Origin of the sequence: Streptomyces sp. NPDC051940, assembly GCF_040680895.1 — a bacterium.
GTDB lineage: Bacteria > Actinomycetota > Actinomycetes > Streptomycetales > Streptomycetaceae > Streptomyces.
The window spans coordinates 1-25,694 of sequence record NZ_JBFAXR010000098.1 but is presented as its reverse complement, the minus strand read 5'-3'; the positions used below and the strand labels follow the sequence as shown (position 1 = coordinate 25,694).

The following is a 25,694-nucleotide window of genomic DNA, read 5'->3' as shown; positions in this document are numbered from 1 at the left end:
GGTTCCTGAATATGGATATGCAGAACCCCGCCACGGTCGTCGTCGGCATCGCCGGTGTGACGGCCGCCGACGTCGTCGCCGTCGCCCGCGACAACGCACGCGTCGAGCTGTCCGAGCACGCTCTCGAGGCCATGGCCGCGGGCCGCCAGATCGTGGACGAGCTGGCCGCCCGGCCCGAGCCCGTCTACGGCGTCTCCACCGGCTTCGGCGCCCTCGCGACCCGCCATATCGGCCATGACCTGCGCACCCAGCTGCAGCGCAACATCGTCCGCTCGCACGCCGCCGGCATGGGCCCGCGCGTGGAGCGCGAGGTGGTCCGGGCCCTGCAGTTCCTGCGCCTGAAGACCGTCGCGACCGGCCACACCGGCGTACGCCCCGAGGTCGCGCAGACGATGGCCGACGTGCTGAACGCCGGCATCGTGCCCGTCGTCCACGAGTACGGCTCCCTGGGCTGCTCCGGCGACCTCGCCCCGCTCTCCCACTGCGCCCTGACGCTCATGGGCGAGGGCGACGCCGAGGGCCCCGACGGCTCCGTCCACCCCGCCGGCGTACTGCTCGACGAGGCCGGGATCAAGCCCGTCGAGCTGCGCGAGAAGGAGGGCCTGGCGCTGCTCAACGGCACCGACGGCATGCTCGGCATGCTGGTCATGGCCTGCGCCGACCTCGCCGCCCTGTTCACCGCCGCCGACATCACCGCCGCGCTCTCGCTGGAGGCCCTGCTGGGCAGCGCCAAGGTGCTGGCCCCCGAGCTGCACGAGATCCGCCCGCACCCCGGCCAGGCGGCGTCCGCGGCGAACATGCTGAAGGTCCTGGAGGGCTCCGGCCTCACCGGCCACCTCCAGGACGACGCACCGCGCGTGCAGGACGCGTACTCCGTGCGCTGCGCCCCGCAGGTCGCCGGTGCCGGGCGCGACACCCTGGCGCACGCCCGGCTGGTCGCGGAGCGGGAGCTGGCCGCAGCCGTCGACAACCCCGTCGTGCTGCGCGACGGCCGGGTGGAGTCCAACGGCAACTTCCACGGTGCCCCCGTGGCGTACGTGCTGGACTTCCTGGCCATCGCCGCCGCCGATCTGGCCTCCATCGCCGAGCGCCGCACGGACCGGCTGCTGGACCGGCACCGCAGCCACGGCCTGCCCGCCTTCCTGGCCGGCGACCCCGGCGTGGACTCGGGCCTGATGATCGCCCAGTACACGCAGGCGGCGCTGGTCTCCGAGATGAAGCGGCTGGCCGTGCCGGCCTCGGTGGACTCCATCCCCTCCTCCGCCATGCAGGAGGACCACGTCTCGATGGGCTGGTCCGCCGCCCGCAAGCTGCGCACGGCGGTCGACAACCTCACCCGGGTGATCGCCGTCGAGCTGTACGCCGCCACCCGCGCGATCGAGCTGCGGCACGGTCTCACCCCGTCGCCGGCCACGACCGCGGTGGTCGCCGCGATCCGCGACGCGGGCGTGCAGGGCCCGGGCGAGGACCGCTTCCTCTCGCCGGACCTCGCCGCGGCCGAGGGCTTCGTCCGCTCGGGCCGCCTCGTGAAGGCGGTCGAGGACATCGCGGGCGTCCTCGCGTAGCCCCCGCCCTCCAGGCTCGGAGCCCCCGGTCGGTCCACCCGCCGGGGGCTCCGTCGTGTCGTGGGCCACGTGGAGCGTGTCCTGGGTCACATGCGGCGGGTGCGTGCGGCGTGGCGTATCGCACAGTTCGGGCTCTACGGGAACGGGTAGGCGGGAAAAGGACGTTTTAGCGCTTAAGCGACCTGTGCCTTAAGCGCTCTGCGCCTTAAGTGACCTGGCCTTAAGTGACCTGTGAGAGTTCGGAGAGCCTGTTGAACGCCGACCGCAAACGACGCAAGCACCTCCTCGCGGTGACCGCACTCGCGGTCGGCGGAGCCCTGTTCCTGGGCGCCTGCGGCGGGGCGAGTGAGGCGAGCGGCCAGTCGAAGAACCAGGTCGCGGCGGACGTCGAGGACGCCCCCGACGCGCAGATCACGATCACGCCCGAGGACGGCGCGCAGAACGTCGGCATCAATCGCGGCAGCAAGGTCGCGGTGACGGACGGCACGCTCACCGAGGTGAAGCTGACGGCCACCGCCGACGGCACCGAGATACCCGGGACGATAGCCGCGGACGGCGCCAGCTGGTCCCCCGACGAGTCGCTCAAGCGGGGCACCGAGTACCAGCTCACGGCCAAGGCGAAGGACACCCGCAACCGGGTCGCGACGTCGAACTCCCAGTTCACCACCGTCTCCGCCGCGAGCAGCTTCATCGGCTACTTCCAGTCCGAGATGGAGGGGAAGACCGTCGGCGGCGGCATGTACCCGTCGATCCAGTTCGACAAGCCAGTCGAGAACAAGGCCGCCGTCGAGTCGAAGATCACCGTCACCACCAGCAGCGGCCAGCAGGTCGTCGGCCACTGGTTCGGCGACCAGCGCCTCGACCTGCGCCCGCAGACCTACTTCACGGCCGGCACCAAGGTCACCCTCCGGCTGGACCTGGACGGCGTCGAGGCGTCCACCGGCGTCTACGGCGTGCAGGACCGGGTCGTCGAGTACACCGTCGGCCGCACCCAGGTCTCCACGGTGGACGTGAAGGCCAAGACGATGACCGTCGAGCGCGACGGCCAGGTCATCAAGACCATCCCGGTCTCCGCCGGCGGCGAGGACAACCCGACGTACAACGGCACCATGACGATCTCCGAGAAGTACAAGGAGACCCGCATGGACGGCTCGACCGTCGGCTTCGTCGACAAGAAGGGCGAGAGCGAGTACGACATCCCCGACGTCCCGCACGCCATGCGGCTGTCGAGCTCCGGCACCTTCATCCACGGCAACTACTGGTCGGACAAGAGCGTCTTCGGCGCCGCCAACACCAGCCACGGCTGCGTCGGCCTGGCCGACACGCAGGGCGCGGACGACCCGGACACCAACGCGGCCTGGTTCTACGAGAACTCCCTTATCGGCGACCTCGTCGTGGTGAAGAACTCGCCGGACAAGACGATCGCCGCCGACAACGGCCTGAACGGCTGGAACATGGACTGGGCGACCTGGACCGCGGGCAGCGCGCTGGGCACCTCGGCCACGTCCTGAGCGGGGCGACGGGCGCCTGCGTCTGAGCGGGGCGACGGGCGCCTGCGCCTGCGTCTCGCGGGCGCCCGGGCTTGAGTCTCCAGCCGCTGGAGACCCCAGACTCCTCGTATGAACGACGACGACCGGCGGCTGCTCACCATCGGGCAGCTCGCCCGCCGCACCGGCCTGCCGGTGCGCACCATCCGCTACTGGTCCGACATCGGCGCCGTACCGCCGGCCGGCCGGTCCGCCGCCGGCTACCGGCTGTACGACGCCGAGGCCGCCGCCCGCCTCGATCTCGTGCGCACGCTGCGCGAGCTCGGGCTGGGGCTCGAGGACGTACGGCGGGTGCTGGCGCGGGAGCGGACGGTGGCGGACGTCGCCGCCGCGCACGTGCGGGCGCTGGACGCGCGGATCCGGGCCCTCAGGCTGAACCGGGCGGTGCTCAGCACCGTGGCGCGGCGGTCGTCCGACACGGAGGAGCTGACGCTGATGAACCGACTCGCCCGACTCTCCGCCGCCGAACGGCGGCAGATCATCGAGGACTTCGTCGCCGAGGTGCACGGCGGCCTGGAGGCCGACCCGCAGCTGCGCGAGAAGATGCGCCACCTGGCCCCGGACCTGCCCGACGACCCCACACCCGAGCAGGCCGACGCCTGGCTGGAGCTGGCGGAGCTGGTGCGGGATCCGGAATTCCGGCAGCGGGTCCGGCGGATGCTGGAGCACCACGCGGCGTCCCGGGTCGCGGCCGGGCCGGAGCAGCCGCCGGGCGCGTTCCGCTTCTTCGCCAAGAAGGTCGAGCTGGTGGTCGCCCCCGCCCGGGAGCGGGGCGTACGGCCCGGCGGCCCGGAGGCCGCGGCGGTGCTGGACGAGCTGCTGGGGGAGGGCACGCCCGCGGGCCGGGAGGCGGTGCTGCGGCGGCTGGAGGCCGGCCGGGACGCGGAGATGGAGCGCTTCCAGCAGCTGATCGCCGTGATCAACGGGCATGAGCCCGGGCCCTCGCGTACGCCGGACCACGACTGGCTGATCGAGGCGCTGCGGGCGGAGGGCGCGCAGCCCGGGTAGCCGGGGCTTGTCCGTCAGGTCCTCCGGAGTCCCGCGCCCGCGGTCAGCGCCGCGGCCGTTCCACCTCCAGCGGCGGGTGCGGCAGGCCCTCGCCGCGCGGGAGCAGCAGGGTGCGCAGCACCAGGCGCGGGGACGACAGCCGCTCCAGCGGGGCCGTCAGACAGGCGACATCGCGGTACGGCACGGCCGCCACCTCGTCGTGCGTGGCGCGGGCGATGAGGCGCTGGGCGTACCAGGAGCGCAGCCGGTCGCCGGGCGAGGGGGCGGGGGAGGCCGGGTCGTACGGGCGGTCGGCGCCGGACGCCAGCAGCCACGCCTGGTTCGCGGTGCGGGCCAGGGCGAGCTGGGCGGCGGCCGGGTCCGCGCCGCGGGCCAGCGCGTCGCGCAGGGCGACGGCGCCCATGGCGGCGACGGACAGGCCCTGGCCGTAGACCGGGTTGTAGGTGCACAGGGCGTCGCCGGTCACGAGGAGGCCGGGGACGGGGGTGTCCTCGTAGCGGCGGCGGACGTTGGCCGTGCTGTGCGAGCCGTGCACGGGGCCCAGGGGGACCGCCCCGGCGAGGAGTTCGCCGAGGTACGGGTCGCGCAGGCCGCGGGCGAAGTCCAGGAACCCGGCCCCGTCGGTCGGCGGCCGGCTGCCCTGGACGCCGGCGAGGGTGACGAGCCAGGCTCCGCCCTCCACCGGGAGCGCGCCGCCGCCGCGTGGGGAGTCGGGGCGGGCCTGGATGTACACGGCGTGGTCGGGCCGCGGCTCGGGGAGGCGGAACAGGCGGCTGGCGTAGGCCAGTCGCGGGTTCACGGACTCCTCGCGGGGCACCGGCAGCCCGAGGTCCGCCAGCCACGCGGGGGTTCTCGAACCGCGGCCGGAGGCGTCGACGACGAGGTCGGCGGGCAGGACGCGCTCGTCGTCGCCGTAGCGCACGCGCACGCCGGTGACGCTCCCCTCCCCGGCGGCCAGCCCGGTGACCCCGAGCCCCGGCAGGACCTCCAGCGAGGGGCAGGACGTGAGCACCTGCTCCCGTACGACGTGCTCGAACAGCGGTCGCGTACAGCTGATGACGGCGTGCCGCCCCTCGTGGTAGCGCCGCTGCCATCCCCACGGCGTGAGGGTGAGCAGATCCCGGGGCGCCTCCAGCCGTACCGCCCCCGCCCGGGCCAGCGCGGCGTCCGAGCCCGGCAGCAGCTCCTCCAGGGCGCGCTGTCCGCCGGTGAGGAAGATGTGCACGTGCCGCGCCTGCGGGACGCCGCGGCGCACCTCGGGGGTCTCGGGATAGCGGTCCCGCTCCAGCACGGTCACCCGCCCGTAGTGCTCCGTGAGCACCCGCGCCGCGAGTAACCCGGCGACGCTTCCCCCGATCACGACCGCCTGCCTCGGCATGCGCAGTCCCCCTGTGCCCCGCTGTGGACGACGATGGGGCCAGTGTCGTGTGTTGTCGTGAACAGGTCCAGAGTTGCAGGGGGTACGCCCGTGGGTGTCGGTGCCGGATGCCATGATCCCGGCATGGACGCTGCGACGGCTCACGACTACCTGTGGTTCGAGGAGGAGTTCCCCTCTCTGGCGGAGGCGTACTGCCTCACGCTGGTGCGGGGGCTGACGCCGCAGGAGGCGCTGGAGGCGTTCGGCGCGCAGCCGCGGGACCGGGGGCGGGGTGTGCGGACGGTGGAGGAGTTCGCGTACGAGGCGTGGAACACGCACGACGGACAGCAGGGGTATGTGGCGGCGGCCGCGCTGGGCGACTGGACGGTGGCCGTGGAGCCCAACGGGTATCTGGCCACGCTCGACTCCGTGCTGGACCGGCTGTCCGCGGGGCGGACCCTGGTGTCGCTCTACCGCAACGTCAACGCCGTCACGGCCTTCCGCTGGTACGAGGACGACGAGGTGCGCCTGGACTTCGACCCGCTGTTCGCCTACGACCGCGACGGCAGCGAGGCCGAGGCGGTGGCGGACGACATGCGCGCGGTGGGGTTCGAGCTGCGCGAGGACGCGGATCCGGTCTACGACCTGGTCGGCGGGGCCACGTTCGCGCTCGCCGAGCGGATCACGGGGGTGCGGGTGACCGGGGAGTTCCTCGAGACGGCGGGATTCGTCGGCGGGCTCGCGCCGGTACCCGCCCGCTGAGCCGCTCTGCCCTGGGCAGATCGGATCTGCCCAGGGCAGAGATCCCTCCCGCGGGGAGCGGACCGCGCCGATGGTGGAGGAACGCGGCCGGTCCGGGCCGCCACACCGCACCAGGAGGCCCCATGTCCGTATCCGTCAGGGCCTGGGACCCGTCCCAGGCACCCCGCGCCGAGGACGGCGACACCCAGAACACCCGCTTCGACGACCATCTGGCCGCGCAGCTGCTGCTGCAGCGCATCATCCTGCTCGGCACGCAGGTCGACGAGGTGTCCGCCAACCGCGTCTGCTCGCAGCTGCTCCTGCTGTCCGCCGAGGACCCCCGCACCGACATCAGCCTGGTGATCAACAGCCCGGGCGGCTCGGTCACCGCCGGGCTCGCGATCTACGACACGATGCGGCTCATCCCGAACGACGTCTCCACCCTCGCCATGGGCTTCGCCGCCTCCATGGGCCAGTTCCTGGTCACGGTCGGCACGGCCGGCAAGCGGTACGCGCTGCCCAACGCGCGGATCATGATGCACCAGCCGAGCGGCGGGATCGGCGGCACCGCCGCGGACATCGCCATCCAGGCGGAGAACCTGGAGTTCACGAAGAGTTCCATCGAGCGGATCACCGCCGAGCACACGGGGCAGAGCGAGGAGACCATCGCGCAAGACGGCGACCGCGACCGGTGGTTCACGGCGCAGCAGGCGCTGGAGTACGGGATGGTCGACCGCGTGGTCACCTCCCTCGACGACGTGCGCCCGGCGGGTCCGCGGCGCCGGATGGGACTGTGAGGCGACGATGGGCCAGTACACGATTCCGACCGTCGTCGAGCGCACCGCGCAGGGCGAGCGGGCGTACGACATCTACAGCCGGCTGCTCTCGGAGCGGATCATCTTCCTGGGCACGGAGATCGACGACGGCGTCGCCAACGTCGTCATCGCCCAGCTCCTCCATCTGGAGTCGGAGAACCCCGACCGGGAGATCAGCGTCTACATCAACTCGCCGGGCGGTTCCTTCACTTCGCTGATGGCGATCTACGACACCATGACCTACGTGACGCCCGCCATCTCCACCCTGTGCGTCGGCCAGGCCGCCTCCACCGCGGCGGTGCTGCTCGCGGGCGGCGATCCGGGGCGGCGTGCGGTCCTCGCGCACGCGCGGGTGCTGCTCGGGCAGCCGGCGAGCGGCGGCACCCAGGGGACGGCCGCGGACCTGTCGGTACAGGCCAAGGAGATCCTGCGGATCCGCAGCCAGGTGGAGGAGGTGCTGTCCCAGCACACGGGCCACGAGGTGGCCGCGCTGCGCAAGGACATGGACCGCGACAAGATCTTCACGGCTCGGGAGGCCGTCGACTACGGCCTCGCGGACCACGTCCTCACCCGGCGCGAGCTGGCGCTGCGCCGGGCGGGCTGAGCGACGGGCTGGCGCTGCGCCGGGCAGGCTCAGCGCCGGGCCTACGCCGCGAGGCACATGGCGCTCGGGCCGCCGGCGCTGCCGCTGCGGGGGAGGGCGCGGGCGGGCGAGGGGACCGAGGTGAGGCGCACGAGTTCGCCCTGGGCCAGGGCCAGGACCTCCGAGAGGCTGAGGCCCAGGGCGCGGGCGGCGGCCGCGAGCACCTCGGAGGACGCCTCCTTGCGGCCCCGCTCCAGCTCGGAGAGGTACGGCATGGAGATCCGCGCCGCCTCGGCGACGTCCTTCAGGGTGCGGTCCTGCGCTCGCCGTTCGCGGCGCAGCACATCGCCCACCAGGTCCCGCCACAGCGGCTCCTTCGGGGCGGGGTCCCGACTGGGGAAGGGACGCAGCGGAACGACGCGGGCGGCGGGCTTCGGCGCTTCGGCAGTCACCCCCTCAGCCTAGGCGCCGGGCGCCCGGCCGGGGGAGGGTGGCGCTCTGCCACCAGCGAAACCGCCGATAATGGCTGTATGCGCACCGAACTCGCCGTGGACGAGATGGACGCCGGGTCCGTCTACCGGCTGCTGACCGCCACCGTCGTCCCCCGCCCCATCGCCTGGGTGTCGACCGTCTCGGCGGACGGCCGCGACAACCTCGCCCCGCACTCCTTCTTCACCATCGCGTGCGCAGAGCCGCCGATCGTGCAGTTCACCTCGGTGGGCCGCAAGGACTCCCTCAACAACGTCGAGGCGACCCGGCAGTTCACCGTCAACTTCGCCCCCGAGCCGCTCTTCGAGAAGATCAACGAGACGGCGACGGACTTCCCGCACGACGTGGACGAGTTCGCGGCCGTCGGCCTGGTGAAGGAGCCCGGTGTGCGGGTGAAGACCGCGCGGGTCGCCGGCTCCCCGGTGGCGCTGGAGTGCGTGCTGCACAGCACGCTCGGCCTCGGCGACTCGACCGTCGTCCTCGGCCGGGTGGTGCACATCGCCGTGGACGACGCCGTGATGGTCGGCGGGCATCCGGAGATCACGAAGATGCGTCCGCTGGCCCGGCTCGGGAAGAACGAGTGGAGCATGCTCGGCGAGGTGCACGGACTGGCCCGCGTCCGGCACGCGCAGTGGCTGGAGCGGAACGCGGACTGACAGCGGCGATCCGGGGGCTGTCGAGCGCCGCGGGGACCTGGGCCGCCCCCGGGTCCCCGCGGCTTCACCCGGCGCCCGCTACCGGGTCCGGTACGCGTCGTACAGTGTCACCGCGAAGGTGTTGCCCTGCTTGTCCACCGCCTTCGCCCTCAGGGACACCGTCTTGCCCGGTGCCGGGTTGTGGACCTGGACCTCGCCGTCCGCGACGGGGAGCGCCTGCCAGGTGGCGCCGCCGTCGAAGGACGCCGCGACCGACAGGGACCTGAGGTTCCCGTCGGCCGCCGAGCCCTGGATCTGCACGGGCACCGACAGGTCCGCCCCCGCCTTCGCCGTGCTGTCGGCCGCCAGCTGCGGCGTGAACCGCACGAAGGAGGCGGGCAGTTGCTCTGTCGCCCGCGCCGAGGCGAACGTCCAGGTGGCGGTGACCTTCGTGGTCACACTGGCTGTGCCGGCCGGGCGGGTGACCGTGGTGGTGAGCTTGTAGTCGGCCTGCTCGGGCGGCAGCGTGAACGTCCCGTACGGCAGGTCCTCGATCACCTCCAGCTCCGCACCGTCGCGGTAGAGCACGGTGCGGGCGCTGTCGTACTCCGAGTACCCGGAATGGCCCTGGCCGTCGTTGAACAGAGGCAGCGCCATGTAGAGGGTGTCCTCGTCCCGGCTGAGGTCGGTCTCCGGGCTGAGCGCCGGGCCGAACACGCCCACGTTGAGCGTGGTGTCGTACGTCTTCCCGCCCGCGTAGGAGCGGTCGGGAACGAAGTAGTCGGCCTCGAAGCCGCCCTGGATGAACTCCATCTGCCAGGACGTCCGCGTGGACCCGTTGACGTAGAGCAGCCCAGTGAAGGGAAGGTCGCGCACGATGGCCGCCGAGCCGCCACCGCCGCCCATGGTCCACGGGAACAGGAAGAGGGAGCCCGTCTTGCCCGCGACGGAGGACCCCAGGGTCAGCCGGTGCTCGGCCAGTTCGCTCCAGGGGACGTTCTTCGTGTAGCCGGTGAACACCCTGGTGCGGTCCGAGCCGTACGCCACCTTGTAGAGGTTCGAGCCGCGCTGGAACGTCGCCGCGAGCAGCTGGTGGAGTTCGCCCTCGGCGGCCGGCGCCCCCCTGTGGGCCATCCGGACGCCCCGGAAGGAGGGGAGGCCGTAGCTGATGGTCCAGCCGATGTTCTCGAAGCTGTGGTTGATCGTGTACTCCGCGTCCAGCGGCCGCGCGCCGGAGTCGGGAACCGTGACCACGACGGGCTCGGTCGTCCGGGCGTCGAGGGTGACCGTCCGGTCCCGGTCCATCACGAGCGTCGGCTGGCCCACGAAGTCGAACGACTTCAGCTCGCTCCCCGTACGGACGAAGATGTCCGTCTCCAGCGAGTACCGGCCGGCGGGCACGCGGAGCTTGACCACTCCGCTCGGGTCGTACAGGAAGGACATGCCGAACAGGTCGCCGAACTGGCCCGTGGAGTCGATCAGGCTCGTCTCGTAGTCGCCGGTCAGCAGCCCCGCCCGGTCGAGATGCCGGACGGTCAGGTCGTACGACTCGACCTCCCGCTCCACGCCGCCCGCCGTGCGCACACTCTGCCCGCCGCCGGTCGCTGTGACGGTGAGCGCGTACATGCCGTCGAGCGTCCCGCCCTGCCGGGTGTCCGCGGTGACCGGCACCTCGGCGGTGCCGCCGGCCGGGACGGTGACCTGGGCGCGGCCCATGGTGAACATGCCGGCCGGGGCGGGCTCGCCGTCCGGTCCGGTACCGGTGGCCGCCAGGTCCAGGGTGACGTCGGCGGTGCCCAGGTTGCGGTAGGTGATCGCCCTGGTCACCGGCTCGTCGTCCTGGTGCGGCCAGAGCTGCTTGCCGAAGCTGACCGGCCCCGACTCGGCCAGCACGCTCTGGCCGAGCGCCCGGTCCACGGCTATCCGGCCCGTGCCCTGCTCGAACGGCGTGTAGCCGGAGCCCGGTTCGGCCGAGCCGACCAGTGCCGCCTTCAGCTGGGCGCCCGTCCAGTCCGGGTGCTGCTGGGCGAGCAGCGCCGCGGCGCCCGCCGCGTGCGGGGCGGCCATGGAGGTGCCGGAGATGGTCAGATAGCCCTCCGGGTCCTGCCCGACCCGCTGCTCGATGTAGCTGCCGGGAGCGGCGGCCGCGGTGATGTCGACGCCGGGGGCGGTGACATCGGGCTTGACGGCGGAGTCGCCGACGCGCGGGCCGCGCGAGGAGAAGTCGGCGAGCCGGTCCTCGTCGTCGACCGCGCCGACGGTCAGCGCCGCGTCGGCGGAGCCGGGCGAGCCGACGGTACGGGGTCCCAGCTCGCCCTCGTTGCCGGCGGAGGCGGCGAAGAGGATGCCCTTCTCGGCTGAGATCCGGTTGACGGCCTCCTCCAACGGGTCGAGCTCCGGGGTGTCGCCGCCGCTCAGGCTGAGGTTGACGATGTCGGCGCCCTGGGCCACGGCCCACTCGAAGCCGGCCAGGATCCCGGTGTCGTCGCCGTAGCCGTCGTCGTCCAGCACCTTGCCGGCGAGGATCTTCGCGCCGGGTGCGACGCCCTTGAACGTGCCGCCCGACTTCGCGCCCGTACCGGCGGCTATCGAGGCGACATGGGTGCCGTGGCCGAAGTGGTCGAGGTCGTCGGGGGAGGCGCTGAAGTTCTGCGCGGCGACGACCTGGTCCGCCAGGTCCGGATGGGTGGCGTCCACACCGGTGTCCAGGACGGCGATCCTCACCCCGGTGCCGTCGTAGCCCGCGCTCCACGCCGCGGGCGCGCCGATCTGCGGCACGCTCTTGTCGAGGCTCGCCCGGCGGACGCCGTCCAGCCAGACGCGGCGCACGCCCGGCGCGGCGCGATCCCCCTCGGTCAGCGCGGACCAGACTTCCCCGGCGCCGGACTTCTGCGTCGTGACGGCCTCGGCGCCCAACCGTGGGAACGCCCTGCCCACCTTGGTGCCGTCCGCCGCGCGCAGGTCGGCCTTGGCCCCGGCGGCGGCGCCCCGGTAGCCGACGATCAGCTTGATGCCCGCGCGCTGCTGCCTGCGGTACTCGGGCCGGTTCTGCAGCGTGACGTCGAACAGCCGCTGATCCACGGTCCCCTGGCGGATCAGGGCGGCCGCGTCGAGCGGTACGACGTAGGTGTGCCCCTTCGTGCTCCGCACGGTGTACGGCACGTCCTCGCGCCCCTGCGCCCGGCGCACCCCGGTGACCTGCCCCTTGCCGTCGACCGCGACCTGGTCGCCGGTGATCAGGGTGATCCAGTGGCCGCCGGCGGCGCGCTGTCCGCCTGAAGCGCCGTCGGCACCGTCCGCGGCCGGTGCCGACGGCGCCGACCGCGGGATCGTTGTCAGACCCGCGGTCAGCGCCACGACGGCCGTGGCCGCTAAGGCGGCCGTCCCCGCTCTCATCCGAAACGTCGGCATGCTTCCTCCCCCGTGTCCTGGGTGGAGGAAGGTCCCCCTCCGGGCACCCCCCGCCACCCGCGTCACTCTCTGGACCCCGGAACGGGGCGGCTGCGTTGCCCGGATGGCGGAAAGTGGGCGTATTTGTTCGACTTCGGTCGCCTCGTTACGCCTTGGAGTTCTCGCTGACCTTGATCTGCCCCTTCCGGATCGTCGCCAGCCGCGGCGCCTTGCGCGCGATGGAGCTGTCGTGGGTGACCATCACGAACGTCAGCCCGCGCTCACGCCACAGCGACTCCAGCACGCCCATGATCTCGTCGCGCATGTCCTCGTCGAGGTTGCCGGTGGGCTCGTCCGCGAGGAGCACGGTCGGCTCCTTGACGATGGCGCGGGCGATCGCGACGCGCTGCTGCTGGCCGCCGGACAGCTCGCCCGGCAGATGGGTGAGCCGCTCGCCCAGGCCCACGCTGTCCAGCGCCTCGGCCGCCCGGCGGCGCCGGTCGCGGGCCTTGACCCCGAGCGGCACCAGCGCGGCCTCGACGTTCTCCTGGGCGTTGAGGGTGGGGATCAGGTTCCAGGACTGGAAGACGAAGCCGATGGTCGAGGCGCGGACCTTGGTCAGCTTCGCCTCGGAGAGCTTCGCCAGATCGGTGCCGTCCAGCTCGACCGCGCCGGAGGTGGGCTTGTCGAGGGCGCCGAGCATCTGCAGCAGCGTCGACTTGCCGCCGCCCGTGGGGCCCTGGACGACGAGCTTGTCGCCCTTCTCGATGGTCAGGTCGACGCCGTCGAGGGCGTTGACGGTCTGCTTGCCGCGCCGGTAGGTCTTCGTGACGCCGCTCAGTCGGTACATGGTGGATGTGCTCCTGGTGGGTGGGGCGTGCCCCGTCGTGACGGGGCACGCGGTCGGGCGCGTCGGGCGCGGTTACTCGACGCGCCGCAGCGCGTCCGCCGGGCGGAGCCGGGATGCCCGCCAGCCGCCGAAGCAGCCGGCGATGATGCCGCCCGCGGCGGCGAGGGCGACGGCCAGCACGATCACCTGGATCGTGACCGGGGCCTGCAGGGCGATCTCGACCTTCTGGTTGGCCGACTCCGCCACCCGGGCCATCGGACCGGCCGGGCCGCCCCGGCCGCCGCCCTGTCCGCCCGTGGTGGCGGTGAGGGTCGGGGCGATAGTGGAGACCAGGTACGCGCCGCCGATGCCGAGCGCGATGCCGAGGGCGCCGCCGAGGATGCCGTTGACGAACGCCTCACCCATCACCTGGCGGATCACCCGGCTGCTGCGCCAGCCGACGGCCTTCAGCGTGCCGAACTCGCGCACCCGGCGGGAGACGGCCGACATCGTCAGCAGGCCGGCGACGAGGAAGGCGGCGGCCAGCACGGCGATGGAGAGCCACTTGCCGATGTTGTTGGCCAGGTTGGAGGCGGTGGAGAGGTTGCCGGAGACCTGCTCGGCCAGATCGGCGGAGGAGGTGACGGTGGCGCCGTCGATGTTCTTGTCGATGGCGCTCTTCACCGTGTCGATGGCGTCGGAGCTGTCCGCCTTGACGTAGACCGTGGAGACCTTGCCCTTCATATCGGCGTCGGAGAGGTCCTGGGCGCGCTTGAGGGGGATGTAGACGTTGGAGGTCGAGGCCCCGGTGTCGGCGGTGGCGATGCCGGCGACCTTGAACTTCTTGCCCTTGATCGTGATCGTGCTGCCGACCTTCAGGTCCTTGTCCTTGGCGTACGCGCTGTCGACGACCGCCTTCAGGGCGTTGGTGTCGGCGGCCGCGAAGGCCGCGCCGCTGGTGATCTTCGAGGAGGACAGCGGGCCGACGGTCAGCTCGCTGACGTCGACGCCGGTCACGGTGAAGGAGTCGATGTCGATGTCGGCGCCGCCGCCCCCGACGAACTGCCGGCCCTGACCGCCCTGGCCGGGCTGCGCGTTCTCACCCGCGCCGCCACCGTCCTGCGGCGGCTCCTGCTGGATCTCGCCCGGCTTGAACTCGCCGTTGAACTTCATGTCGTTGAGCGACAGCGCGCCCACGGCGGTGGCGACGCCGTTCTGGGCCTTGACCTTGTCCACGACCGAGTCGTCGAGGTTGTCGAAGCCGCCCATCGGCATCAGCCGGTCGTCGGTGGCGGTGGCGTTCTCCCCGTCGTCACGGCCGCCGATGGTGAAACGCTGCGGCTGGGAACCGCCCTCCTCGGCGTTCTCCTGCTCCTTGGTGACCGTGATGTCGGTGCCCACGCCGTACAGCGAGTGGAGCACCTCGTCCTGTGCGTCCCGCATCCCGGTGGACACGGACGACACGGTGATGACCAGCCCGATGCCCAGGGCCAGCCCCAGCGCGACGACAATCGCCGCCTTCCTGCGACGGCGCAGCTCGCGCCTCAGATAGGTGAAGAACATGAGCGGGAAGCTATGAGGGGATCTTGACGGGTTCCTTAGGTCAGGATTAGAGGGACATGAGAAACCCGGCCGCGGGGGGCCTGTTCGCGCGCCGGGGGTCCCTGCCGGGCCTCAACCGGGCGGGAGCTCCGGGATCCCCTGGTGCCGCGCGCCCGCCGTGAATCCGGCGAGGACCGCCGGCTCGGCACCGTCGTTGCGCCAGGCGTGGGTGACACCGTTCAGCACCAGCCAGTCGCCCGGGGAGAGGCTGACCTCACCGGACGGCAGGACGAGCACCGAGGTGCCGGAGACCTGGAGCAGGACGTCCACCGAGGGCGTGGCGTGCATGCCTCCCGAGCCCGGGAGGGGGTACGCCGACGGGGGGTTGGGGTCGGGGAGGAAGCCCAGGGCGCGGGTGATCTGCGCCGTCGCCGGGTCGGCGGGGTCGAAGACGCCGTCCAGGGTGAAGCCCGGCGGCAGCGTGAGCAGGATCGCCTCGAAGCCCCCGGGCGGCGGGACCGGGCCGGTGGGGGCGGGCTCCTTGCCCTCGTCGGGGAAGGACGGGGGCTGCTCGGTCGCCCAGACGGACCACTTGGGCGCCACCTCCGGGTTCTGCGGCTGCAGTTCCGTGTCGGACACCACGACGGCCCGCCCCGTGCTGTCGTGGCCGGTGACCACTCGGCGCACTCTCATGAGGGCACTGGACAGCGGACGGGGCGGGCCGTCAAGCCCGTCGGGCGGAGGAACGTCAGGCCGCGTTGCGGTACTTGCGCACCGCCAGGGTGCGGAAGAGCGCGATGATCAGCAGCGACCAGAGCAGCGACGCCCAGACCGGATGCTGCATCGGCCAGGCCGACGAGGTGGAGACGCCCGGGTTGCCGAAGAGCTCGCGGCAGGCCTGGACCGTGGCGCTGAACGGGTTCCACTCGGCGATGTGGCGCAGCCACGGCGTCATGTTGGACGTGTCCACGAACGCGTTCGAGATGAACGTCACCGGGAACAGCCAGATCAGACCGCCGGACGTGGCCGCCTCGGGCGTCCGCACCGACAGGCCGATGAGCGCGCCGATCCAGGTGAAGGCGTACCCGAGCAGGAGCAGCAGCGCGAACGCGCCCAGCGCCTTCGGGATGCCCTCGTGGATCCGCCAGCCGACCAGCAGCGCCACGACCGCCAGGACGAACAGCGTCAGCGCCGTCTGCACCAGGTCGGCGATCGTCCGCCCGGTCAGCACCGCGCCGCGCGCCATCGGCAGCGAACGGAACCGGTCGATGAGGCCCTTGTGCATGTCGTCGGCGATGCCCGCGCCCGCGCCCGCCGTGGCGAACGTGACGGTCTGGGCGAAGATGCCCGCCATCAGGAACTCACGGTAGTCGGACGGGCTGGTGCTGCCGCCGATGTCCATGGAGCCGCCGAAGACGTAGGAGAACAGCACCACGAACATGATCGGCTGGATCAGTCCGAAGATGACCATCTCCGGGATCCGGCTCATCCGGATCAGATTGCGCTTGGCGACGACCAGCGAGTCGCGGACGGACTGCGTCGCCCCGCCCCGGCCGTGGGGTGCGGCGGCGGTCGGCGCCGTGACGGTGGTGGTACTCACCGGTCGCTCTCCTTCGGGGTGTTGGCGTCCTTCTTGCTCTTACGGCCGTTGCCCGCGGCGGCCTTCGCGGCGGCCGCGTCCGCGTCCTCCACGATCTCGGCGGCGTGTCCGGTCAGGGTGATGAACACGTCGTCGAGGGTGGGCCGGCGCAGACCGATGTCGTCGATCTCCACGCCGCGCTCGTCCAGATCCCGGATCACGTCGGCGAGCAGCTTGGCGCCGCCGACGACGGGGACGGTGAGCATGCGGGTGTGGGCCTCCACCGAGACCTCGCCCTTGCCGAGGGTGCGCAGCACCTCCGAGCCGGCCGGGATCATCGACGGGTCGTGCACCACGACCTCGACGCGCTCGCCGCCCGTCTGGGCCTTGAGCTGGTCGGAGGTGCCGCGGGCGATGACGCGGCCGTGGTCGATCACGCAGATGTCGTGGGCGAGGTGGTCGGCCTCCTCCAGGTACTGCGTGGTCAGCAGCAGCGTCGTGCCGCCGGCCACCAGCTCCTGGATGATCTTCCACAGGGCCTGCCGGTTGCGCGGGTCCAGACCCGTGGTCGGCTCGTCCATGAACATCACGGGCGGGCTCACGACCAGCGCGGCGGCGAGGTCGAGCCGGCGGCGCATACCACCGGAGTACGTCTTGGCCGGGCGGTCGGCGGCGTCGGCGAGGTTGAAACGCTCCAGCAGCTCGCCCGCGCGGGCCTTCGCGTCCCGGGCGCTCAGCTGGTACAGCTGGCCGACCATCGTGAGGTTCTCACGGCCGGTCAGATACTCGTCGACCGCCGCGAACTGGCCGGACAGACCGATGGACCGGCGTACGTCGTTGGGGTGCTTGAGCACGTCGATGCCGGCGACCTCGGCCCGTCCGCTGTCGGGCCGCAGCAGGGTGGTCAGCACGCGGACGGTGGTGGTCTTGCCGGCGCCGTTGGGGCCCAGCAGACCGAGGACCGTGCCCTCGGGGACGTCGAGATCGACACCGTCCAGTGCCCGGACGTCGCCGAAGTTCTTCACCAGACCTTCGGCGTAGATGGCGCCTGGCATGTTGGGTTCTCCCGTGTTGATGGAGTTTGTGCAGCTAGGCACAAATGTCTGACACAAGGCCGAACTGGAGCAACATGGAGACCCTAGGGGACGCGATATATCGCGTCAAGTCGCGATGCAGGACTCACTCTCCCGCAGTCGCCGGAACTCACCGCATCACGGGGTATCCGGCGTCCCCCAGGGCCGCGAGCACCTCGGCGCAGTGCTCCGGCCCCTTGGTCTCCAGATGAAGCTCGACCTCGGCCTCCGCGAGCCGCAGCCTCGGATCGGTACGGACGTGGCTCACATCGAGGACGTTAGCGTCCAGGTCTGACAACACCCCCAGGAGCTGCGCCAGCGCCCCCGGCCGGTCCACCAGCGCCAGCCGCAGCGAGAGGTAGCGCCCCGCCGCGACCATCCCGTGCCGCAGTACCCGCTGCAGCAGCAGCGGATCGACGTTGCCGCCGGAGAGCACCGCCACCACCGGGCCCTCGAAGCCCCGGGGGTCGGCCAGCAGCGCGGCGACCGACGCGGCGCCGGCCGGCTCGACCACGAGCTTCGCCCGCTCCAGGCACAGCAGCAGCGCCGAGGCGAGCTCGTCCTCGGTGACCGTACGCACCTCGTCCACGAGATCGCCAATGATTTTGAACGGCACGTCGCCGGGCCGCGCCACCTTGATCCCGTCCGCCATCGTGGCCACCGACTCCAGCGCCACCGGACGCCCCGCCGCCAGCGAGGGCGGATACGCGGCGGCGCCCTCCGCCTGTACGCCGACGATCCGCACGTCCGGCCGCAGGGTCCGTACCGCCACCGCGATCCCGGCCGCCAGCCCGCCGCCGCCGACGCCGACCACGACCGTGCGCACCTCGGGGCACTGCTCCAGGATCTCCAGGCCCACGGTGCCCTGGCCGGCGACCACGTCGGGGTGGTCGAAGGGGTGGATCAGCACCGCGCCGGTCTGCTCGGCGTACGCCTTCGCAGCCCGCAGCGACTCGTCCACGTAACTCCCGTGCAGTCGCACCTCCGCGCCGTACTCCCGGGTCGCGGCGACCTTCGGCAGCGGCGCGCCCGCCGGCATGAACACCGTGGAGCGCACGCCCAGGAGCGAGGCGGCCAGCGCCACGCCCTGCGCGTGGTTGCCCGCGCTGGCGGCGACCACGCCCCGGGCCCGCTCCCGCGGGCTCAGGCCCGCGATCCGCACATAGGCGCCGCGCAGCTTGAAGGAGCCCGTACGCTGCAGGTTCTCGCACTTCAGATGGACCGGCGAGCCGACCAGGCCGGTGAGGAAGCGGCTGCCCTCCAGAGCGGTGGTGCGGGCGACGCCGGAAAGGATCTTCTGGGCGGTCCGTACGTCGTCGAGCGTGGGGACGTCGAGCGTGGGGGAGGGGAGCGGGCCGTTCATGAGGTCAGTCTCCCACCGGGCGCGCCGGGAGGCGGCGGGCATGGGATTCGGTTGCGCAGAGCGGGTACGGCGCGCGGTCCGGCCGCGTACTCTGTGCGCAAACTTTTCTGCAAGCCCTGGCCTGGCGCCCTGTCCGCCGCCCGGCTACTCCCGTGAAGTGAGCACCGGCCATGTCGACCACCAGTGACACCACCACCCCGCTGCCCTCGGAGGAGGACGCCTCCGTCCTCGACGCCCTCCAGCACCAGGTGGCCGTCTTCGCCCGCCGCGCGGAACAGACCCGCCTGGGCGGACTGGGCCAGATCCGCAACTCCATGGACCGGGCCGCGTATCTGCTGCTCAACCGGCTCGACCAGGAAGGGCCGATGGGCGTCAAGGCGCTCGCGGCCGGCATGGGGATCGACTCCTCGACCGTGACCCGCCAGGTCGCCCCGCTGGTGGACTCCGGACTGGTCAAGCGCACCTCCCACCCGGAGGACGGCCGGGCGGTCGTGCTGCAGCTGTCGCCGCGCGGCCAGGCCCGGCTCGCCGAGGTGCGGGCGTCGCGGCGCGAGCTGATGGCGATGCTGACGGAGGAGTGGAGCCCGGAGGAGCGCGAGGCGTTCACCACCCTGCTGACACGTTTCAACTCCACTATCACGACGCTGCATTCACAGTTTTCGGCCGGTGCCGACCCGGTATCCACAGCCTCTTGACCCCGGGCGCCCGCCTGCCGTCAGATGGAGCCGTGGGTCTGTCCGCGCGGCGGGCCCCAGGACCGACGGGAGCGGGTGGTTGGGCAAGCGGCGAGCGGCCCGGGAGCAGGAGCGGGCCCGGGAGTTCGAATACTTCGTGGCCGGCGCGGCAGGCCGGCTGCTGCACACGGCACAGCTGTTGACGAGCGAACCGCCGGACGCGGCACCCGCCGCCGAGCGGCTGCTGACGGCCGCCCTGGCGCGCACGTACGCCCGGTGGGACCGGCTGCACGGCGAGGATCCCTACGAGGCCGCCAGACAGGAGCTCGTCTCCCGCTTCGCGCGCCTGGCCTGGCGCTACCGCCGCGCGGGCGGCGGACTGCTCGGCCGGCTCACCCCGCAGGAGCGGCTGGTGCTGGTGCTGCGCCTGCACGAGGGGGTCGCGGAGGAGCAGACCGCCGCCGCGCTGGGGCTGGCGGCGGAGCGCGTGCACGGCATCCTCAGCGGCGCGCTGTCGGCGGCCCTCACCCGCCCGGCGGGCCGGAAGGACCCGGCCCGCGCGCACGGCACGCGCGCCGAGGGGGCGGCCACGTGAGCGGCGGGGGAGGGCGCGTGAACGGTCGGGGAGAGCGTCGTGGGAGCCGTGAGGCCGGGCCCGCATGCCGTACGAGGCGTGAGGCCGGTCCCGCATGCCGTACGAGCCGGGAAGGGGTCGCCCCATGAGCTCCGTCGACCGTAAGGAGGCCGAGGTCCGGCGGCTGCTCGACACCGGCTACCCGCTGGTGCCCCCGTCCCTGGCCGACCGGTCCGCCCGCCGGGGCCGCCGTCTCCTGCGCCGCCGCCGGATCACGCGGTACACGTTCTGGTTCCTGTCGCTGGCCGTCCTGGTGGCGCTCGCGGTCTGGGCCGCGACGTCCGACGGCTGGGTGGAGCCGACGAACCCGACGACGCCCGACTTCACCGACTGGTGAGCCGCGGCGGCGACCGGTGTCCGCCGGCTCCCGCCGGCTAGCCGAGCGCCTGCCGCAGATCCGCGATCAGGTCGTCCGCCGCCTCGATGCCCACCGACAGGCGCACCAGGTCGGAGGGCACCTCCAGCGGCGAGCCCGCCGCCGAGGCGTGCGTCATCCGGCCCGGGTGCTCGATCAGCGACTCCACGCCGCCCAGGGACTCGCCCAGGATGAACAGCTTCGCGCGGTTGCAGACCGCCACCGCCGCCTCCTCGCCGGCCGCGACGCGGAAGGAGACCATGCCGCCGAAGCCGCGCATCTGCTTGGCCGCGATCTCGTGTCCGGGGTGGCTCTCCAGCCCGGGGTAGAGGACGTGGCTGACGGCCGGGTGGTCGGTCAGCATCGCGGCGATCCGCGCCGCGTTCTCCCCGTGCCGGTCCATCCGTACCGCCAGGGTCTTGATGCCGCGCATCACCAGCCACGCGTCGAAGGGCCCGGCGACCGCGCCCATGGCGTTCTGGTGGTACGCCAGCTCCTCGCCGAGCGCCTCGTCGGCCGTGATCAGCGCGCCGCCGACGACGTCGGAGTGGCCGCCCATGTACTTGGTCGTCGAGTGGACGACGACGTCCGCGCCGAGGGCGAGGGGCTGCTGCAGATACGGGCTCGCGAAGGTGTTGTCGACGACCAGCCGCGCGCCGCCCGCCCGGGCGATCCCGGCGACCAGCGCGATGTCGGTGATGCCGAGGAGCGGATTGCTCGGGGTCTCCACCCAGACGACCTTCGTCTTCGGGGTCATCGCCGCCCGTACCGCCTCGGCGTCGGAGGTGTCCGCGACGGAGAACTCCACCCCCCACCGCGAGACGACCTTCGCGAAGAGCCGGAAGGTGCCGCCGTACGCGTCGTTGGGGATGACCACGTGGTCCCCCGGCGACAGCAGCGTCCGCAGCAGGCAGTCCTCCGCGGCGAGGCCCGACGCGAAGGCCAGGCCCCGGCGGCCGCCCTCCAGCGCCGCGAGGTTCTCCTCGAGGGCGGTGCGGGTCGGGTTCGCGGACCGGCTGTACTCGTAGCCGCCGCGCAGTCCGCCCACCCCGTCCTGTTTGAAGGTGGACACCTGGTGGATCGGCGGTACGACGGCTCCCGTCGCGGCGTCCGGCTCCTGGCCGGCGTGGATGGCGAGGGTCTCGAAACTCTGGTCGCTCATGCGGACCGAGGGTAGTCCCCGCACCGGGGGGCGCGTCTGGTTTGCTGGGAGGTAGAGCCGCACGTGTCCGGACCGCCCGGGCCGGACCCGACCCCCGACCCCAGCCCCCGACGAAGAGCCAGGACCAGCCATGGAAATCCTTCTCACGCTCACCCTCGTAGCCCTCGTCGTCCTGCTGGCGACGCGGATGCTGCGCCGCAACCGGGCCGCGGGCGGGGAGCTCGGCTCGGGACGGGCCGGCACCATGGCCGATCCGGCCGTGCAGGTCGGCTTCGTACCGGTGGAGGACCTCGACATCCGGCTGCCCGGACCCGACCACGAGCTGGTCGAGGCCCTCGACGAGGTACTGCGCGAACAGGACTGGGCGCCCGCGGCCCGGCTGCTCGCGCTGACCGGCGACGACTGGGAGCTGCGCTGGCAGCGGGTGCAGACGCTGGCCGGCGCGGCGGCGTACGAGCTCGCGCAGCGGCCCGGCGAGGGCGGCGCGTGGCTGCGGCGCTGGCGCGCGGAGGCCCCGAAGGACGCGGGCGGCGCCGAGGTGTTCGCGGAGTTCCTGGTACGCCAGGCGTGGATGGCGGGCTCCGGCGCCGCCGACTACCGGATCATCCTGGAGGAGGCCCGCAAGGCCTGCGACGAGGCCCGGCTGCTCGGCCCCGGCAGCCCGGTGCCGAACATCATCGAGCTGACGGTCGCCCGCGGCCTGGTCTACCGGCAGGCGGACTTCGAGGAGCTGTGGGCGCGCACCGAGTCCCAGGCGCCCGACCATATGGGCGCGCACCTCGCCGCACTCCAGTACGCCTGCGAGAAGTGGCACGGCTCGCGCGAGGACGCGTACGACTTCGCCGAGCGCGCCGCGGCCTCCGCGCCCGAGGGCAGCCTGGTGCCGGCGCTGCCGCTGTTCGCGGTGTACGAGCACCTCCCCGACGGCAACATGGTCTCCACCCTCTACCGCAGCGCGGTCGTCACCCAGGCCGTCGCGGGCGCGCTGTACGCCGCGGGCCACGCCCGCCCGGACCACCCGATGCTGCCGCACGTACGCCATCTGCTGGTGTTCTTCCTGGTCCGCGCCGAGCGGTACGAGGAGGCAGTGGAGCAGCTGCGGCACGTGGACGGCCACGTCGGCGCGGTCCCGTGGTCCTACAGCGAGAAGCCGGCCGCCGAGTACGCCGTGTACCGCGCCCTCGCCGTGGTCGGCGCCGCGGGCGGACAGACGGCGCTCGGGAAGGCGTGAGGGCACGGGCGCGCGCAGTGCGCGTCCACCGCGCGCGGGGGCTTCATCTCGCCGTGCGGGTGCGTGATCTCCCCGTGCGGCGGTCGGGCGGCGCCGCACCGCCCGGCATGCGCTGTCATATGCGTCCCCTATGCTCCTCACCTCAGGCGATTCGAACGACCGTCCCAAGGGGGGACGCTTATGCGCGCGGTGCGAGCCTTCCTGTTGCTTGCCGGCTTCTATCTGCTGGGCGTGGCCATGCTCGGCCTGCTCGTCGGCCTCGACGTGGTGATCTACGTCGGTGACGTGCCGTCGTCGATAGCCGTCAAGCTGGTCATCGTCTCCGTTCTGCTCGCGATCCCCCTGGTCCGGGGCATGTTCCAGATACGCGCGCCCAGGGACAAGGGCGGCGACGGCCTCGTGGTCACCGAGCAGCAGCAGCCCGAGCTGTGGCAGTCGGTGCGCACGCTGGCCCGGGAGGCCGGCACCCGCGCGCCCGACGAGATCCTGCTGACCGGCGACGTCAACGCCTCCGTCTCGGAGAACGCGCGCCTGATGGGCCTGCTGCCGGGCACCCGCCGGATGCGCGTCGGCGTACCGCTGATGACGGGCCTCACCGAGCCCCAGCTGTACGCCGTCCTCGGACACGAGCTGGGCCACTACTGCAACGCCGACACCCGGCTGTCCGCCGTCACCCTGCGCGGCCGCCACACGATGTCGCGCACCGTCGAGGCGTTCCACGAGCGCGCCGAGAAGGCGGTGGGGCGCGAGCGCGCCAAGCAGGAGAAGCGCAACACCAAGCGCATCGCGAAGGGCAAGGAGGCCCAGGAGGTCAACGCCGGCATCGCGGGCTTCAGTTACCGGCTGATGGCCAGGCCGTTCATCGGGTACGCCCATTTCTACCTGCGGGCGACGCTCAAGGACGGCCGCGCCCAGGAGCTGGCCGCCGACCGGATCGCGGCGCGCGTCGCGGGGCGGGACGTGACGGCTTCCGCGCTGCGCGAGATACCCGTGCTGGACTCGGCGTTCGACTACTACATGGACTCCTACGCCACGCTCGGCACGGGCGCCGGGCTGCTGCCCCCGCGGGGCGAGGTCTTCGGCGGGCTGCGCCATCTGCTGGCCGCCCGGCGCGACGAACTGGCCGGGATGCGGGCCGACCTGCCGCACGAGGAGACCTCCCCGTACGACTCCCACCCGCCGATCGCCGACCGGGTCGCGCTGCTCGCGCAGCTGCCCGACGACGGCCGCGGCCTGCCCCCCGCCCGCCCGGCGCTGGCCGTGCTGCGCGACCCCGCGGCGACGCTCGCCGCCCTCGAGGACGCCGTGCTCACCCCGGAGGCCCGCGCCCTGCGCCGGGCCGACTGGCCGCAGCTGGTGCACGAGTCGCTGCGGACGTACGTCGACCGCGGCGCGGAGCAGCTGCGCCGGGCCACCGCGGAGGTCGGCGGCGGGCCGGGCACCCTGGACGCGCTGCTGTGGGCCGTCGACAACGGCCGCCAGTGGGCCGTAGTCGACCGGCTGCCCAAATCCGCCGAGGCCGCCGCCGCGACCGGCCGGGCGGCCCGCGAGTACGCCCGCCCGCTGCTGCGCTCGGGGCTGAAGTCGCTGGCCGTGCTCGAGCTGGTGGACTCGCGGCAGGCGTGGTGGGAGCTGTCGTGGAGCGCGGAGGCGGCGCTGCGGCTGCCCCAGGGCTACGAGGAGCGGCTGGAGGCCGCCCTGGACGCGGCGGTCTCCGACACCCCGAACACGGGGCCCCTGCGGACGCTGCTGCCGCACCGGGCGGCCACCCCGTCGATGGGCTGAGGCCGCACGCGCACCTGATCCACCCGGGGCTCCGGCCCCGGGACCTGCGGGACGCGGGCGTTCGCGTCCCGGACCCTCCGAAGGAAACCCATGGAACGCTTGATCATCCCCGTCCTCAGCATCGTCATCGCGATCGCGTTCTCCGTCTACAAGGCGCGCAAGGCGCAGGGCGGCCGCAGCGGGACGGCGCGGCGCGAGACGGCGGAGCAGCCCGCGGGGCGGACCCGGTCCGCCGGGTCCGTACAGCTCGGTTTCCTGCCGCCGGACCGGCTCGACACCGAGCGCTCCCAGCCCGGCCACCCGCGCGACGAACCCGTGCTCGCGGCCGTCCGCGGCGGGGACTGGCAGCAGGCCGCGGCGTATCTCGCGGAGGCCGGGACCGACTGGCGCGAGCGCTACCGCCGGGCGGGCGTACTGGCGGCCGAGGCCGCCGAGGACGACGCGTGGCTGGTGGCCTGGCGCCGGGCCCACCCGCACGACCCGGGAGCGGCGCTGGTCAACGCCGACGCGCTGATCGACGTGGCCTGGGCGATCCGCGGCAACGGCACGGGGAGCACCGTCGGTGAGGAGGCGGCGCGCCGCTTCCACGACGTACTGCACCGGGCCCGCGAGGCGTGCGCCGAGGCCCAGGCGCTGGGCGGGGACGATCCGAGCCCGTACATCGTGGAGATGGCCCTCGCCATGGGTCTGGGCTATCCGCACGAGCAGATGCGCGCCCTGTGGGCGGAGACGGAGAAGCGCGATCCGTACCACCTGGCGGCGTACACCCGCGCGCTGCAGTACTGGTGCGCCAAGTGGCGCGGCTCGCACGAGGCGGCGCGGCAGTTCGCCGACATGGCCGCCGCCCGCGCCTACCCGGGCTCGCTGCTGACGCTCCTGCCGCTGCAGGCGCACTTCGAGTACGAGCAGTCGCAGCGCGACCTCGACCCGGACGAGTACTACAAGCGCCCCGAGGTCGTCGCCGCCGTCGACGCCTGTCTGGCGGACGTGGCGGCGGCCGACCCGCTCGACCGCGGGGTGCGGCCGGTGCGCCACTTCCTCGCCTGGTGCCTGTACTGGCAGGACCGCTATCCGGAGGCCGTGGAGCAGTTCCGCCACATCGACGGCTTCATAGGCGCCACGCCCTGGGACTACGCCTCGGACCCCGTCAAGCGCTACACGGACGCCCGCGACTACTGCGCGGACCGGGTGGCGGAGGCGGCCGGCTGAGCCGTGCCACGGCGAAGGGGCGGCCCCGGCTCACGCCGGGCCCGTAAAGCCGAACAGACCCTCCCCATCCGGAAGATGGTGGAGGGCCTGCTTCGGTTCCGGGGGATCAGCCCTTGCGGGTGGTGACC

Annotated in this window: 23 protein-coding genes; 13 read left to right on the top strand and 10 right to left on the bottom strand. The window is 72.9% G+C overall.

What is annotated here, in order from left to right:
- Positions 1-11 precede the first annotated feature (11 nt).
- The 3 genes from hutH (at position 12) to AB0M28_RS29480 (ending at position 4,120) form a co-directional block, all read left to right on the top strand.
- Positions 12-1,565, top strand: a complete 1,554-nt coding sequence (gene hutH / locus AB0M28_RS29490) for a histidine ammonia-lyase (protein ID WP_365411576.1) — start codon at positions 12-14, stop codon at positions 1,563-1,565.
- Positions 1,566-1,816: 251 nt separating this feature from the next.
- A complete protein-coding gene (locus AB0M28_RS29485; RefSeq protein WP_365411573.1) occupies positions 1,817-3,076 on the top strand; it encodes an Ig-like domain-containing protein in 1,260 nt (419 codons plus the stop codon).
- A 108-nt stretch (positions 3,077-3,184) separates the two neighbouring features.
- Complete coding sequence (locus tag AB0M28_RS29480) at positions 3,185-4,120, top strand: MerR family transcriptional regulator (protein ID WP_365411570.1); 936 nt, start codon at positions 3,185-3,187, stop codon at positions 4,118-4,120.
- A 43-nt stretch (positions 4,121-4,163) separates the two neighbouring features.
- Here the strand turns inward: AB0M28_RS29480 and AB0M28_RS29475 are convergent, their stop codons facing one another.
- Positions 4,164-5,498, bottom strand: a complete 1,335-nt coding sequence (locus AB0M28_RS29475; RefSeq protein WP_365411567.1) for an FAD-dependent monooxygenase — start codon at positions 5,496-5,498, stop codon at positions 4,164-4,166.
- 123 nt (positions 5,499-5,621) lie between these two features.
- On the opposite strand from AB0M28_RS29475, the gene AB0M28_RS29470 reads away from it, so the two are divergent.
- The 3 genes from AB0M28_RS29470 to AB0M28_RS29460 all read left to right on the top strand — a co-directional run bounded on the left by AB0M28_RS29470 (position 5,622) and on the right by AB0M28_RS29460 (position 7,637).
- Positions 5,622-6,239 (top strand): DUF6461 domain-containing protein, encoded by a 618-nt coding sequence (locus AB0M28_RS29470; protein ID WP_365411564.1) that lies wholly within the window; start codon positions 5,622-5,624, stop codon positions 6,237-6,239.
- Positions 6,240-6,361: 122 nt separating this feature from the next.
- Complete coding sequence (locus AB0M28_RS29465; RefSeq protein ID WP_365411561.1) at positions 6,362-7,015, top strand: ATP-dependent Clp protease proteolytic subunit; 654 nt, start codon at positions 6,362-6,364, stop codon at positions 7,013-7,015.
- 7 nt (positions 7,016-7,022) lie between these two features.
- Positions 7,023-7,637 carry an ATP-dependent Clp protease proteolytic subunit gene (locus AB0M28_RS29460; protein ID WP_365411558.1) on the top strand — a complete coding sequence of 205 codons (615 nt, stop codon included), beginning with the start codon at positions 7,023-7,025 and terminating at the stop codon, positions 7,635-7,637.
- Positions 7,638-7,678: 41 nt separating this feature from the next.
- Here AB0M28_RS29460 and AB0M28_RS29455 read toward each other — a convergent pair whose 3' ends face one another.
- Positions 7,679-8,068 carry a helix-turn-helix transcriptional regulator gene (locus AB0M28_RS29455; RefSeq protein WP_365411555.1) on the bottom strand — a complete coding sequence of 130 codons (390 nt, stop codon included), beginning with the start codon at positions 8,066-8,068 and terminating at the stop codon, positions 7,679-7,681.
- Positions 8,069-8,146: 78 nt separating this feature from the next.
- Here AB0M28_RS29455 and AB0M28_RS29450 point away from each other — a divergent pair, with 78 nt between their 5' ends.
- Positions 8,147-8,761: a flavin reductase family protein gene (locus AB0M28_RS29450; RefSeq protein WP_365411552.1), complete on the top strand. Its 615-nt coding sequence runs from the start codon at positions 8,147-8,149 to the stop codon at positions 8,759-8,761.
- A gap of 78 nt (positions 8,762-8,839) precedes the next feature.
- Here AB0M28_RS29450 and AB0M28_RS29445 read toward each other — a convergent pair whose 3' ends face one another.
- From AB0M28_RS29445 to ilvA, 7 genes are all read right to left on the bottom strand, one after another.
- Positions 8,840-12,151 carry a S8 family serine peptidase gene (locus AB0M28_RS29445; RefSeq protein ID WP_365411549.1) on the bottom strand — a complete coding sequence of 1,104 codons (3,312 nt, stop codon included), beginning with the start codon at positions 12,149-12,151 and terminating at the stop codon, positions 8,840-8,842.
- Positions 12,152-12,296: 145 nt separating this feature from the next.
- Positions 12,297-12,980, bottom strand: coding sequence for an ABC transporter ATP-binding protein (locus tag AB0M28_RS29440; protein ID WP_365411547.1), 684 nt, complete (start codon positions 12,978-12,980; stop codon positions 12,297-12,299).
- A gap of 72 nt (positions 12,981-13,052) precedes the next feature.
- A complete protein-coding gene (locus AB0M28_RS29435) occupies positions 13,053-14,522 on the bottom strand; it encodes an ABC transporter permease (RefSeq protein WP_365411544.1) in 1,470 nt (489 codons plus the stop codon).
- Between the two features lie 111 nt (positions 14,523-14,633).
- A complete protein-coding gene (locus AB0M28_RS29430; protein ID WP_365411542.1) occupies positions 14,634-15,194 on the bottom strand; it encodes a hypothetical protein in 561 nt (186 codons plus the stop codon).
- A gap of 55 nt (positions 15,195-15,249) precedes the next feature.
- Positions 15,250-16,101, bottom strand: a complete 852-nt coding sequence (locus AB0M28_RS29425; protein WP_365411539.1) for an ABC transporter permease — start codon at positions 16,099-16,101, stop codon at positions 15,250-15,252.
- Positions 16,098-17,135 carry an ATP-binding cassette domain-containing protein gene (locus AB0M28_RS29420; RefSeq protein ID WP_365411536.1) on the bottom strand — a complete coding sequence of 346 codons (1,038 nt, stop codon included), beginning with the start codon at positions 17,133-17,135 and terminating at the stop codon, positions 16,098-16,100. The genes AB0M28_RS29425 and AB0M28_RS29420 overlap by 4 nt, the downstream gene beginning before the upstream one ends.
- 148 nt (positions 17,136-17,283) lie before the next feature.
- The gene (ilvA, locus tag AB0M28_RS29415) at positions 17,284-18,516 is read right to left on the bottom strand and encodes a threonine ammonia-lyase (protein ID WP_365411533.1); all 1,233 of its coding nucleotides are present in this window, start codon (positions 18,514-18,516) and stop codon (positions 17,284-17,286) included.
- A gap of 170 nt (positions 18,517-18,686) precedes the next feature.
- On the opposite strand from ilvA, the gene AB0M28_RS29410 reads away from it, so the two are divergent.
- From AB0M28_RS29410 to AB0M28_RS29400, 3 genes are all read left to right on the top strand, one after another.
- Positions 18,687-19,211, top strand: a complete 525-nt coding sequence (locus AB0M28_RS29410; RefSeq protein ID WP_365411530.1) for a MarR family transcriptional regulator — start codon at positions 18,687-18,689, stop codon at positions 19,209-19,211.
- 79 nt (positions 19,212-19,290) lie between these two features.
- A complete protein-coding gene (locus AB0M28_RS29405; protein WP_365411527.1) occupies positions 19,291-19,785 on the top strand; it encodes a sigma factor-like helix-turn-helix DNA-binding protein in 495 nt (164 codons plus the stop codon).
- A 124-nt stretch (positions 19,786-19,909) separates the two neighbouring features.
- Positions 19,910-20,161: a hypothetical protein gene (locus AB0M28_RS29400; RefSeq protein WP_365411524.1), complete on the top strand. Its 252-nt coding sequence runs from the start codon at positions 19,910-19,912 to the stop codon at positions 20,159-20,161.
- 37 nt (positions 20,162-20,198) lie between these two features.
- Here the strand turns inward: AB0M28_RS29400 and AB0M28_RS29395 are convergent, their stop codons facing one another.
- Positions 20,199-21,341, bottom strand: coding sequence for a cystathionine gamma-synthase (locus AB0M28_RS29395; RefSeq protein WP_365411521.1), 1,143 nt, complete (start codon positions 21,339-21,341; stop codon positions 20,199-20,201).
- 130 nt (positions 21,342-21,471) lie between these two features.
- Between AB0M28_RS29395 and AB0M28_RS29390 the strand changes: the two genes are divergently transcribed.
- From AB0M28_RS29390 to AB0M28_RS29380, 3 genes are all read left to right on the top strand, one after another.
- Entirely contained in the window at positions 21,472-22,572 is a 1,101-nt protein-coding gene (locus AB0M28_RS29390; protein ID WP_365411518.1) for a hypothetical protein, read from the top strand.
- A 180-nt stretch (positions 22,573-22,752) separates the two neighbouring features.
- Positions 22,753-24,357 (top strand): M48 family metallopeptidase, encoded by a 1,605-nt coding sequence (locus AB0M28_RS29385; RefSeq protein WP_365411515.1) that lies wholly within the window; start codon positions 22,753-22,755, stop codon positions 24,355-24,357.
- 90 nt (positions 24,358-24,447) lie between these two features.
- Positions 24,448-25,566 (top strand): hypothetical protein, encoded by a 1,119-nt coding sequence (locus AB0M28_RS29380; protein WP_365411512.1) that lies wholly within the window; start codon positions 24,448-24,450, stop codon positions 25,564-25,566.
- The last annotated feature ends 128 nt before the right edge of the window (positions 25,567-25,694 follow it).

What these genes read in the sequence shown, in the direction of transcription:
- hutH (WP_365411576.1), top strand. Translation starts at nt 12, where the DNA reads ATGGATATGCAGAACCCCGCCACGGTCGTCGTCGGCATCGCCGGTGTG.
- AB0M28_RS29480 (WP_365411570.1), top strand. Translation starts at nt 3,185, where the DNA reads ATGAACGACGACGACCGGCGGCTGCTCACCATCGGGCAGCTCGCCCGC.
- AB0M28_RS29475 (WP_365411567.1), bottom strand. Translation starts at nt 5,498, where the DNA reads ATGCCGAGGCAGGCGGTCGTGATCGGGGGAAGCGTCGCCGGGTTACTC.
- AB0M28_RS29470 (WP_365411564.1), top strand. Translation starts at nt 5,622, where the DNA reads ATGGACGCTGCGACGGCTCACGACTACCTGTGGTTCGAGGAGGAGTTC.
- AB0M28_RS29465 (WP_365411561.1), top strand. Translation starts at nt 6,362, where the DNA reads ATGTCCGTATCCGTCAGGGCCTGGGACCCGTCCCAGGCACCCCGCGCC.
- AB0M28_RS29460 (WP_365411558.1), top strand. Translation starts at nt 7,023, where the DNA reads ATGGGCCAGTACACGATTCCGACCGTCGTCGAGCGCACCGCGCAGGGC.
- AB0M28_RS29450 (WP_365411552.1), top strand. Translation starts at nt 8,147, where the DNA reads ATGCGCACCGAACTCGCCGTGGACGAGATGGACGCCGGGTCCGTCTAC.
- AB0M28_RS29445 (WP_365411549.1), bottom strand. Translation starts at nt 12,151, where the DNA reads ATGCCGACGTTTCGGATGAGAGCGGGGACGGCCGCCTTAGCGGCCACG.
- AB0M28_RS29440 (WP_365411547.1), bottom strand. Translation starts at nt 12,980, where the DNA reads ATGTACCGACTGAGCGGCGTCACGAAGACCTACCGGCGCGGCAAGCAG.
- AB0M28_RS29435 (WP_365411544.1), bottom strand. Translation starts at nt 14,522, where the DNA reads ATGTTCTTCACCTATCTGAGGCGCGAGCTGCGCCGTCGCAGGAAGGCG.
- AB0M28_RS29430 (WP_365411542.1), bottom strand. Translation starts at nt 15,194, where the DNA reads ATGAGAGTGCGCCGAGTGGTCACCGGCCACGACAGCACGGGGCGGGCC.
- AB0M28_RS29420 (WP_365411536.1), bottom strand. Translation starts at nt 17,135, where the DNA reads ATGCCAGGCGCCATCTACGCCGAAGGTCTGGTGAAGAACTTCGGCGAC.
- ilvA (WP_365411533.1), bottom strand. Translation starts at nt 18,516, where the DNA reads ATGAACGGCCCGCTCCCCTCCCCCACGCTCGACGTCCCCACGCTCGAC.
- AB0M28_RS29410 (WP_365411530.1), top strand. Translation starts at nt 18,687, where the DNA reads ATGTCGACCACCAGTGACACCACCACCCCGCTGCCCTCGGAGGAGGAC.
- AB0M28_RS29400 (WP_365411524.1), top strand. Translation starts at nt 19,910, where the DNA reads ATGAGCTCCGTCGACCGTAAGGAGGCCGAGGTCCGGCGGCTGCTCGAC.
- AB0M28_RS29395 (WP_365411521.1), bottom strand. Translation starts at nt 21,341, where the DNA reads ATGAGCGACCAGAGTTTCGAGACCCTCGCCATCCACGCCGGCCAGGAG.
- AB0M28_RS29390 (WP_365411518.1), top strand. Translation starts at nt 21,472, where the DNA reads ATGGAAATCCTTCTCACGCTCACCCTCGTAGCCCTCGTCGTCCTGCTG.
- AB0M28_RS29385 (WP_365411515.1), top strand. Translation starts at nt 22,753, where the DNA reads ATGCGCGCGGTGCGAGCCTTCCTGTTGCTTGCCGGCTTCTATCTGCTG.
- AB0M28_RS29380 (WP_365411512.1), top strand. Translation starts at nt 24,448, where the DNA reads ATGGAACGCTTGATCATCCCCGTCCTCAGCATCGTCATCGCGATCGCG.